Origin of the sequence: Pseudomonas sp. GD03903 (assembly GCF_029840045.1) — a bacterium.
GTDB lineage: Bacteria > Pseudomonadota > Gammaproteobacteria > Pseudomonadales > Pseudomonadaceae > Pseudomonas > Pseudomonas pseudonitroreducens.
In genome coordinates this window covers 1-9,520 of record NZ_JAOCBT010000046.1, presented here as the reverse complement: position 1 = coordinate 9,520, position 9,520 = coordinate 1, and the positions used below count along the sequence as shown (strand labels likewise).

At 66.0% G+C, this 9,520-nt stretch carries 10 protein-coding genes; 7 read left to right on the top strand and 3 right to left on the bottom strand.

Going from position 1 to position 9,520, the window contains the following annotated elements; genetic code table 11:
- Positions 1–359 precede the first annotated feature (359 nt).
- The gene (gene norR, locus N5C91_RS31615; RefSeq protein ID WP_279834453.1) at positions 360–1,919 is read right to left on the bottom strand and encodes a nitric oxide reductase transcriptional regulator NorR; all 1,560 of its coding nucleotides are present in this window, start codon (positions 1,917–1,919) and stop codon (positions 360–362) included.
- Between the two features lie 172 nt (positions 1,920–2,091).
- Between norR and hmpA the strand changes: the two genes are divergently transcribed.
- From hmpA to N5C91_RS31600, 3 genes are read left to right on the top strand one after another with little or no spacing between them, the layout of a single operon-like run.
- Entirely contained in the window at positions 2,092–3,273 is a 1,182-nt protein-coding gene (hmpA, locus tag N5C91_RS31610; RefSeq protein WP_279834452.1) for an NO-inducible flavohemoprotein, read from the top strand.
- Between the two features lie 51 nt (positions 3,274–3,324).
- Positions 3,325–3,582 carry a transmembrane sensor/regulator PpyR gene (locus N5C91_RS31605; protein WP_236173280.1) on the top strand — a complete coding sequence of 86 codons (258 nt, stop codon included), beginning with the start codon at positions 3,325–3,327 and terminating at the stop codon, positions 3,580–3,582.
- Positions 3,569–4,759 (top strand): NnrS family protein, encoded by a 1,191-nt coding sequence (locus tag N5C91_RS31600; RefSeq protein ID WP_279834451.1) that lies wholly within the window; start codon positions 3,569–3,571, stop codon positions 4,757–4,759. Before N5C91_RS31605 ends, N5C91_RS31600 begins: the two co-directional genes overlap by 14 nt.
- A 447-nt stretch (positions 4,760–5,206) precedes the next feature.
- On the opposite strand, the gene N5C91_RS31595 is transcribed toward N5C91_RS31600, so the two are convergent.
- A complete protein-coding gene (locus N5C91_RS31595) occupies positions 5,207–5,587 on the bottom strand; it encodes a DUF5329 domain-containing protein (RefSeq protein ID WP_236173278.1) in 381 nt (126 codons plus the stop codon).
- Positions 5,588–5,620: 33 nt separating this feature from the next.
- Positions 5,621–6,703, bottom strand: a complete 1,083-nt coding sequence (locus tag N5C91_RS31590) for a patatin-like phospholipase family protein (protein WP_236200850.1) — start codon at positions 6,701–6,703, stop codon at positions 5,621–5,623.
- Positions 6,704–6,850: 147 nt separating this feature from the next.
- Here N5C91_RS31590 and N5C91_RS31585 point away from each other — a divergent pair, with 147 nt between their 5' ends.
- The 4 genes from N5C91_RS31585 to N5C91_RS31570 are packed head-to-tail and all read left to right on the top strand — an operon-like array spanning position 6,851 to position 9,463.
- Complete coding sequence (locus tag N5C91_RS31585) at positions 6,851–7,159, top strand: PepSY domain-containing protein (RefSeq protein ID WP_236173276.1); 309 nt, start codon at positions 6,851–6,853, stop codon at positions 7,157–7,159.
- Complete coding sequence (locus N5C91_RS31580; protein ID WP_236173275.1) at positions 7,159–7,473, top strand: PepSY domain-containing protein; 315 nt, start codon at positions 7,159–7,161, stop codon at positions 7,471–7,473. The genes N5C91_RS31585 and N5C91_RS31580 overlap by 1 nt, the downstream gene beginning before the upstream one ends.
- On the top strand, positions 7,473–8,147 hold the full coding sequence (locus N5C91_RS31575) for a response regulator transcription factor (protein ID WP_236173274.1): 675 nt from the start codon (positions 7,473–7,475) through the stop codon (positions 8,145–8,147). Before N5C91_RS31580 ends, N5C91_RS31575 begins: the two co-directional genes overlap by 1 nt.
- Positions 8,144–9,463, top strand: a complete 1,320-nt coding sequence (locus tag N5C91_RS31570; RefSeq protein WP_279834447.1) for a sensor histidine kinase — start codon at positions 8,144–8,146, stop codon at positions 9,461–9,463. Before N5C91_RS31575 ends, N5C91_RS31570 begins: the two co-directional genes overlap by 4 nt.
- Positions 9,464–9,520: the final 57 nt, after the last annotated feature.

The window sequence follows — 9,520 nt, the reverse complement described above, 5'->3', positions numbered from 1 at the left end:
TCCGAGCCGGTGGTGCAGTGCAACAGTGGTTCGCGCAGCGAGAAGATCGCCTGCAACGCGCCGAACCGCCGCGTGGAACTGGTGATCCAGGGGACTCAGAACGGCGGTTGAGAATGGCCCGGTGAGACGGTTCGGGTAGACCCCCGAGCCGTCCCCGGGGAAGTGCAATCCTCCCGACCCGCCAGTGTTCCACCTACCTCACGCTGCGCGGGCCGGGAAGGGTTCATTCAGCAGACGCCGGGTATTGCGCCGCTCCACTTCACAAACTGCCCCCTCCATAGCCGTAATGCTGTGCCAGAGTGAGCCCGCGTTGAGCCTGCGCAGCGACCTCCTGTCTAGTTCACCCTGCGAATCTGGATTTACTTGATGGCGAGTCGTCTCGCCAGCCGATTGAGGTTCGCACGGTCCAGGCCCATCTCGCGGGCCACTGCGGCCCAGTTGCCTTCGTGGCGTTCCAGGCTCTGGCTGATCATGCGGCGCTGGAAGGCGTCCACCGCTGGCCGCAGCTCGCCGGCCGGCTCCGTGTCGGCGCCACTATCGCCGTCTTTCGCATCGGCAGCGGGCACGCCTCCCTGGAGTGCGCTCAGGGTGAGGTCATCGACGCCCAGGCTGAGAATGCGTGAGCGTTGCGAGTGGTTTGCCAGGGCCTTGAGCGAGGCGCGACCAATCAGATGCTCCAGCTCGCGCACATTGCCCGGCCAGGCGTAGCCGACCAGCGCTGCCTGGGCCTCGCGGGTCAGGCGCAGGCTGCGCAGCCCCAGGCGCGGTCGGTTCTGTTCGAGAAAGTAGCCTGCCAGCAGCAGTATGTCGTTGCCGCGCTCGCGCAGCGGCGGAACCCGTAACGGGTAGACGCTCAGCCGGTGGTAGAGGTCGGCGCGGAAGCGGCCGGCGCGGACTTCCTCGGCCAGGTCACGGTTGGTGGCGGCAATCAGGCGCACATCCACATGGTGTTCGCGGTCGGAGCCCAGGCGCTGCAACTGGCCGCTCTGCAGTACGCGCAACAGCTTGGCCTGGATCGCCAGCGGCAGCTCGCCCACTTCATCGAGGAACAGGGTGCCGCCGTCGGCCAGTTCGAACTTGCCGCGGCGCTCACCCACCGCGCCGGAGAAGGCGCCGCGGACGTGACCGAAGAGCTCGCTTTCCACCAGGGTTTCCGGCAACGCCGCGCAATTCAGACTGACCAGTGGCTGGGTGCGGCGCAGCGAATTGGCGTGGATGGACTGCGCGACCAGTTCCTTGCCGACGCCGGTTTCGCCGGTGATCAGCACGCTCAGGTCGCTGCCGGCGACCACCTGGATTTCATGCATCAGCGCCTGGTGCGACTTGCTCTGGCCGATCAGTTCCCTGGGCTGGTCGCCGGAGGCGCGCTGGTAGGCGTCGGCGCGCTGCTGCTCATGCTCGGCACGCTGCGCCAGGTCTGTCATGCGCTGGCTGGCCTTCACCGTGGCGGCGGCGAGGCTGGCAAAGGCTTCCAGGTTGTCCAGGTCACCCGTGGAGAAGCGCTCGGGGTCCAGCGCATCCAGGGTCAGCAGGCCCCAGGGTTGCTCGTCGAGAAACAGCGGGCAGCCCAGGCAGTCATGGACCTCGAGATGGCCGTGAAGGCCTTCCACCAGCCCATCGTAAGGGTCCGGCAGGCCGCAGTCGGCGGCGAAGTGCGTCGGGCCGGGATGCTCGATGAGGGCACGCAGGCGTGGATGTTCGCTGATCTTGAAACGGCGCCCGAGGGTGTCCTGGCTCAGGCCGTCGACCGCCAGTGGCACCAGCTGATCGCCTTCCAGGCGCAACAATGCAGTGGCGTCGCAGGGCAGCAAGCCGCGCAGGGCCTCCAGCAGGCGCCGATAGCGTTCGCTTTCCGGCAGTTCACGGGATAAGTCGGCAACCAGCGGGAGGAGGGTGGCGAGCAGGGGGTTGCGAGTCATTATGACCTCTTTGCAGTCAATTTGACGCGGAAAGAATCAGGTCATTATGACTCATTTTCTTGCGCGGGTCCCGTCGATGCTGGGCTGGATGGTTGGCACGCTTCCTGAAATATCTCTGGCAGAAAGCACAGGCGCCCCCCACTCACTGCCTGGCCAACCCGAGGAGATCCGCATGCTGTCCAACGAACACCGTACCCTGGTCAAGGCCACCGTCCCGCTGCTGGAGACCGGCGGCGAAACCCTGACCCAGCACTTCTACAAGATGATGCTCAGCGAGTACCCGGAAGTTCGTCCGCTGTTCAACCAGGCCCACCAGGCTTCCGGCGACCAGCCCCGTGCCCTGGCCAATGGCGTGCTGATGTACGCCCGGCATATCGACGAGCTGGAGCAACTCGGCCCGCTGGTGGCGAAGATCGTCAACAAGCACGTTGCCCTGCAGATCCAGCCGGAGCATTACCCGATCGTCGGCAGCTGCCTGCTGCGGGCCATTCGTGAAGTATTGGGCGAGGAGATCGCTACCCAGGCAGTGATCGATGCCTGGGCCGCTGCCTACGGCCAACTGGCCGATATCCTGATCGGCGCCGAGGAGTCGGTGTATCAGCAGAATGCCGAGCAGCGCGGCGGCTGGCGTGGCGCGCGGCGCTTCCGCATTGCGCGCAAGGAAGTCGAGAGCGAGGAAATCACCTCCTTCTACTTCCAGCCGCTGGACGACGAGCCGCTGCTGGACTTCCAGCCCGGCCAGTACATCGGCCTCTCCCTGGACATCGGCGGGGAGGAGGTACGCCGTACTTACTCGCTGTCCGACGCGCCCAACGGTCGTGAGTATCGCATCAGCGTAAAGCGTGAGCCCGAGGGCAAGGTGTCGAACTACCTGCATGACTGCCTGAACGTTGGCGATGAGCTGGACCTGTTCCCGCCGGCGGGCGATTTCGTCCTGCGTGGTGGCGACAAGCCGCTGGCCTTGATTACTGCCGGTGTCGGCATTACCCCGGCGCTGGCCATGCTCAAGCCGGCGCTGGAATCCGGCCGTGAAGTGCACTTCATCCACTGCGCTCGTCATGGCGGCGTGCATGCGTTCCGCGAGTGGGTCGAGGCGCAGTCCGGCGCCTATCCGCAGCTCAAGCATTACTTCTGCTACAGCGAGCCGCGCGCGCAGGACGCGCCCCACGTCGAAGGTTTCCTCAGCCGCGAGTTGCTGGCCGACTGGCTGCCGGAGGACCGCGACCTGGATGCCTATTTCCTCGGACCCAAGCCGTTCATGGCGCAGGTGAAACGTCATCTGCGCGAGATCGGCGTGCCCGAGCAGCAGTCCCATTACGAGTTCTTCGGCCCGGCCAGCGCGCTGGAGGCCTGAACCTGAAGCGCCGGCTCAAGAGTGGGCCGGCGCAACCCGAGGAGGTGTGAGATGGAAAGTCTTTTCGCTTGCCCGCAACGCAATCTGTCGATTTCCTGGTCGCTGCTGACCGGCGGGCTCGTATTACTGCTGTTGGGAGTCGTGGGAGCCTATTTCGTCGATGGCCAGCTGAACCTGCAAAGCATTGTCGCAGCGCATGCCTTCACCATCCTCGGCCCGACACTATTGAAGCTGGGCTACGTGCTGCGGCTGGTAGCCCAGCATCAGATGCGCAAGGACGGCTGGGAGGCTTGCTGTGTTACTGGTTGATCGAAAGGCTCTGCTGACTATTGCGCCGCTGTGGCGCCTGGGCTTTCGCCCGTTCTTCCTCGGCGGTGCGGTGTTCGCTCTGGTCGGCATCGCCGCCTGGGCGGCTGTGCTGCTGGGGTTGCTGCCGGCGTGGCAACCGCTGGGCGGCTGGCTGGCCTGGCACCGGCATGAAATGCTCTTCGGCTTCGCCGCGGCAATCATTGCAGGCTTCCTGCTGACGGCCGTGCAGACCTGGACCGGCCGTCCGGGCGTCTGCGGCAGGCCGCTGATGGTGCTGTCACTGGTCTGGCTGGCTGCGCGTATCGGCTGGCTGGTCGGCGCACCACTGTGGCTGGTCACTGTGCTGGAGCTGACGTTCATGCCGGCGCTGGCCTTCTTCATCGGCCGCAGCCTGTGGCAGGTCCGGCAGAAGCGCAACTACCCGGTCATCGCGGTGCTGAGCCTGATGACGCTTGCCGATGCGCTGGTGATGGCCGGCATCTGGACGGGCAACGATGGCTGGCAGCGTGGCGGCGCATTGGCTGCGCTGTGGCTGGTGGCGGCGTTGATGGGGCTGATCGGTGGCCGTGTGATTCCGTTCTTCACCCAGCGCGGGCTGGGTCGCAGCGCCCAGGTGCCGGCCTGGAACTGGCTGGATAACGCGCTGCTGGGCGGCACGATACTGGTGGCGGTGCTGACCGCCGTTGGCCTGGGCCTTGTCCCGCAGCCGTTGCTCGGCGTGCTGTTCGCTGCGTTGGCGGTGGGGCATCTGGTCCGTCTGTGGCGCTGGTACGACAAGGACTACTGGGGCGTGCCGCTGCTCTGGTCGTTGCACCTGGCCTACCTGTGGATGATGTTGGCCCCGGCGGGGATGGCGCTGTGGAACTTCTCACCGAGCTTCAACATGAGCCTGGCGATCCACGCGCTCACCGTGGGCGGCGTCGGCGGGTTGATCCTGGCGATGGTCGCGCGGGTGAGCCTCGGCCACACTGGCCGGCCGCTGCAACCGCCGAAGGCGATGGCCTGGGCCTTCGCGCTACTCAACCTGGGCGCCGTTGCGCGGGTGCTGCTGGTGATCTGGTGGCCGCTGGAGGGCTTGAGCATCGCGGCTGGCTGCTGGGTAGTGGCTTTCCTGCTGTTCGCCTGGCATTACGGCCCGATGTTCTGGAAGCCGCGCCTGGATGGGCAGCCGGGGTAGGGCGGGTGGCTATGACGCGGTTCGCGGGCATGGCCCGGCTAGGGTAGGAGCAACTGTCTTCTCTGGATAGTCCGTCGCTGCGTCTTCCCCCTCACCCCAACCCTGGCTGCGCGCCCCGCTCCTCAGGGACAGGAGGCAGTCCGAGCCGACTGACACTGAGGTTTCATCCTGCACCGAACGGTCCCCTCTCCCCTTGGGAGAGGGCTAGGGTGAGGGATGGCCCAAGCGCAGGGGTATCTCGCAGGAGCGGACTGCCTCCGCTATGTCTTCCCCGCTGCTCCAGCGTCGGGCGGTTCGCGAGCAAGCTCGCTCCTACAGGGAGTGCTGGCGAGGTGTTCGGCACCTGAAGCAGACATTTACGTAGGAGCGGACTCTGTCCGCGATGATTTTCCGCCCGCTGAGCGGCTTCGGGCCAATCGCGGACGGAGCCCGCTCCTACGATCATGCTCAGTTGTCTTGCGGTGCCTGGCGCAGCCGCTTGAGCTCGTCGTTCAGCCAGGCGCTGGCGTCCTGCTTTCCAGCGGGGCAGTCCACCTGATAGCGCTGGCCACTCATGCTGCTCTTGGTCGCAGCGCGTTCGATGAAGTCTTCCGCGCTGCTCACCAGGTCCTTGTGTTCCAGGTAATCGAGCTTCTTCTGCAGGTGCGCCCGCGCTTCACTGGCCGGGTACTCGCTGCCGTTGCGGAGGAACTGGCAGTCGCTGTGTTCGACGAAGTCCAGCAACTGGCTGATTTCCTGCTGCGCCTTGGCATCGACAGCGGCCTGTGCGCAGGTGCCGGCGAACAGGAGGGAGAGCAGGAGCGAGCGGAGCTTTCGGGAGTGAGCCATAGCGATTCCGTGGCAGATGCGTGAAGCCGCCGATTATGTCAGCGGCTGCAGGCGCTCGCCGAGGCGGCCGCTGTCTACCAGTTCAAGAAACTCGTCACCCATCCGCCGGCTTTCGTCCATCGCCTTGCGCCAGTAGCGTTCGCGGCCAGCGTCGTCGCCGAGGTAGCGGTGGAAGTCCTTGCGGTCCGGCAGCTTGTTGTGCGGCAGGCGCGCCAGGTAGTCCTTCGATGGGGCGAGCAGCAGCACGTCCTGCAGGCGGCCGGCATCGCCGCGGCGCCAGGGCAGGCCCTTGTCGAACCAGCCGGGGATGACCTTGTCGGTGAAGTGCGGGTAGAGCACCACGCCTTCGGGCTGGTAGGGCAGGTCCAGGTGGTAGTCCAGCAGCCCGCCGTCGCGGTAGGTGCCGGGGCCGGCGCCGGGAATATCGCGCACGCCTTCCATCACCATGGGGATGGAACCGGAGGCGAGCAGGGCGTGGCGCAGGTTCGCCAGGTCCAGGTGCAGGTAGCGCGAGGGGAAGTCCGACAGTGGTTGCAGCGGCGGTGCCCGACGGGCGTCGTGGATGATCAGCCGTTCGAAGTGCCGGTGCAGATGGCGACGGCCGACCAGGTTGTCGCGGATCACCGCGCCGAGGCCGAGGCCGAGGTTGGCCTTGCCGTCCTGCGCCAGGCGGCCATGGCTCTTCACGACCACCACGTTGAGGCGGTACCAGGGGTTGTCGAGCACGCTGGCGTCGTGGCCATCGAGCAGATCGTCGAGCATCTTCGCGCAGCTCTTCGACACGTCGCTGATACTCGCGTTGCGGGCGAAACGCTGTTGCGTGTAGAGCTCGCCCAGGCGGCGAATGCCTTCGGCCGGGTCGGGCAGGCAGGCGCTGGCGAAGCGCCAGGAACCGATGGAGGCACCGATCAGCGAACGCTCGCGCTGCGCACGCGGCAACCATTCACCGAACAGCGCCAGGTCCAGGCCCTGGATGCCCAGCGCCTTCGGACCGCCGGCGGCGCCAGGGAGAATGCCCACATCGGCAGGGGCCAGGCCCTGCTCGCGGATGCGCTGGAGCGCACGGCTACCGGCCTTGAGGGTAAGGGTAGGGGTGTTGATCTGGATGGCGGTCATGCGGGCCTCGCTGTGGCAGGCCGCGATTATAGAGCCTGTACGGGGAGAGCGAGGATACTTCAGCGGGTGAATGTCCGTTGCCGATTCAGCTTGAATTAAGTCCTTCACCTTAGTCTGACAGCAGTGAAATTCTGACGAGGTGCCCTGATGAAATGGCTGCTGATCCTGACCGCATTCTCCGCTTTGCTGCTCGGCGCAGGCGTCGCCACGGCCCACGATATCGGCCCGGACGAGGCGTTGCGCCTGCGCGATGCCGGGACCATCCGCAACTTCGAGGAACTCAACCGCACCGCGCTGGCCAAGCATGCCGGCGGTTCGGTGTACGATAGCGAGCTCGAGCTGGAACATGGCCGCTATCTGTACAAGGTCGACATCAAGGACGCCCAGGGCGTGAAGTGGGATGTCGAACTGGATGCGGTCACCGGCGAAGTCCTCACCGATCACCAGGATGACTGATGAAGACCGTTCTGCCCCGCAGGGCGTTGCTTGGCCTGGCGCTGGTTGCCCTGGGCGGCGTCGCGCAGGCCCATGACCTGAGCCAGGATGAAGCCCTGCGCCTGAGCAAGGAAGGGGTGATCCGCCCCTTCGAGGAAATCCTCCCCGCTGCGCTGAGCCGCTACCCCGGCTCACGCCTGCTCGAAGCCGAGCTGGAAAAGGAGCACGGCAACTACATTTACGAAGTGGAGTTGCTGACCGTTGACGGTGTGGTGCGCGAACTGGAACTGGATGCCCGCGATGGCCGCATCCTCAAGGATAAGGAAGACGATTGATGCGTCTGCTGCTGGTGGAAGACCACGTACCCCTGGCCGATGAACTGCTGGCGACCCTGACCCGCCAGGGCTACGCGGTGGACTGGCTGGCCGACGGCCGCGACGCCGCCGTGCAGGGCGCCAGCGAGCCCTATGACCTGGTGATCCTCGATCTCGGCCTGCCTGGCCGGCCCGGGCTGGAAGTGTTGCAGGAGTGGCGCGGGATGGGCCTGGCGACGCCGGTGCTGATCCTCACCGCGCGGGGCTCCTGGGCCGAACGTATCGATGGCCTGAAGGCCGGCGCCGACGATTACCTGACCAAGCCGTTCCACCCCGAAGAGCTGCTGCTGCGCATCCAGGCCCTGCTGCGCCGCGCCCGTGGGCTGGCCAACCAGAGCCAACTGGAGGTGGCCGGCCTGAGCCTGGACGAGTCGCGCCAGTGCGTGCAACAGGGCGGCAAGGAGGTAGACCTGACCTCCGCCGAATTTCGCCTGTTGCGTTATTTCATGCTGCACCCGGGCCAGTTGCTGTCGAAGTCGCACCTGGCCGAGCACCTGTATGACGGCGAGACGGAGCGTGACTCCAACGTCATCGAGGTGCATATCAACCACCTGCGTCGCAAGCTGGGCCGCGAGATCATCGAAACCCGCCGTGGCCAGGGCTACCGTTTCACCGGCAACGGAGCCGGCAATTGATATCGATCCAGCGTCGGCTCGGCCTCGGGCTTGGCGTGGTACTGGTGGTGGTCGGCCTCGCGCTGGCCCAGGCCGGCCTGTGGCTGTTCGACCAGGGCCTGCGCCGCTATCTGGTGAACGGGCTGCAGGACGAGGCGGAAAGCCTGCTGGTGGGTATCACCCGCGGTCCGGCCGGGTTGCAGCTGGACGGCCAGCGTGTCGATGCGGCGTATGAACGGTTGTTTTCCGGGCGCTATTTCGTCATTCGCTTCGACGAGCAGACCTGGCGTTCGCGCTCACTGTGGGACAGCGAGCTGAAGCTGCCCTCGCACAAGGGCTTGGCCAAGGCGCTGGAGAAAGGTCCGGAAGGCCAGCGCCTGCTGGTCTATCGCGGTGACTACAAGCGCTACGGCAAGACGCTCAGCATCGTCGTCGCGCAGGACTACACGCCCGTCCTCAAGAGCTTCAATCGCCTGCGCAACATCGGCCTGGGCGCAGGTGCGCTGGCCTTGTTGCTGATCCTGGTGTTCCAGGGCTTCACCGTCCGCCGTGCCCTGCGCCCGCTGGAGCGGGTGCGTCAGCAGATTGCCCAGTTGCAGGAAGGCCAGCGCAGCCAGCTGGACAGCCAGGCGCCGCTTGAACTGGAACCTCTGGTGGAGCAGATCAACCACCTGCTGCAGCACACCGAGGACACCTTGCGCCGCTCACGCAATGCGCTGGGTAACCTCGGCCATGCGCTGAAGACACCGCTGGCGGTGCTCATCAGCCTCGCCGACCGCGAAGAGCTGCGCGATCACCCGGAGCTGCGGCGAGTGCTGCAGGAACAGCTGGAGCAGATCGAACAGCGCCTGGCCCGCGAACTGGGGCGTGCGCGGTTGGTGGGTGAGGCATTACCGGGCGCGCACTTTGACTGCGATGCCGAGTTGCCCAGCCTGTGCGACATGCTCAAGCTCATCCATGGCGATCACCTCGCCATCGACTGGCAGGCACCGCCCGCTACGCGCCTGCCGTATGACCGGGAAGACCTGCTGGAAATGCTCGGCAACCTGCTGGACAACGCCTGCAAATGGGCTGACGCCCAGGTGCGGTTGACGGTGGAGAAGGGCGCAGACGCCTATCGGCTGAGCGTGGACGACGATGGTCCCGGCATCGCCGAGGACCAGCGAGACAGTGTGCTGGAGCGCGGCACGCGGCTGGATGAGCAGGTCGCCGGGCATGGCCTGGGCCTGGGTATCGCGCGCGACATCGCGGCGGCCTGTGGTGGTGGCCTGAAGCTGGAAGGCAGTGAACTGGGCGGGTTGCGCGTGGTGGTGGAGTTGCCGCGGCGGGTGGGGTGACGGTCAGCTGAGGCAGGCTTCTGTGGGGGCAGACTGCGTCCGGTGCCGTGCCGTGCC

Bases quoted from the DNA above. Each gene is read 5' to 3' on its own strand.
- norR (WP_279834453.1), bottom strand. From the start codon at position 1,919: ATGACTCGCAACCCCCTGCTCGCCACCCTCCTCCCGCTGGTTGCCGAC.
- hmpA (WP_279834452.1), top strand. From the start codon at position 2,092: ATGCTGTCCAACGAACACCGTACCCTGGTCAAGGCCACCGTCCCGCTG.
- N5C91_RS31605 (WP_236173280.1), top strand. From the start codon at position 3,325: ATGGAAAGTCTTTTCGCTTGCCCGCAACGCAATCTGTCGATTTCCTGG.
- N5C91_RS31595 (WP_236173278.1), bottom strand. From the start codon at position 5,587: ATGGCTCACTCCCGAAAGCTCCGCTCGCTCCTGCTCTCCCTCCTGTTC.
- N5C91_RS31590 (WP_236200850.1), bottom strand. From the start codon at position 6,703: ATGACCGCCATCCAGATCAACACCCCTACCCTTACCCTCAAGGCCGGT.
- N5C91_RS31585 (WP_236173276.1), top strand. From the start codon at position 6,851: ATGAAATGGCTGCTGATCCTGACCGCATTCTCCGCTTTGCTGCTCGGC.
- N5C91_RS31580 (WP_236173275.1), top strand. From the start codon at position 7,159: ATGAAGACCGTTCTGCCCCGCAGGGCGTTGCTTGGCCTGGCGCTGGTT.
- N5C91_RS31575 (WP_236173274.1), top strand. From the start codon at position 7,473: ATGCGTCTGCTGCTGGTGGAAGACCACGTACCCCTGGCCGATGAACTG.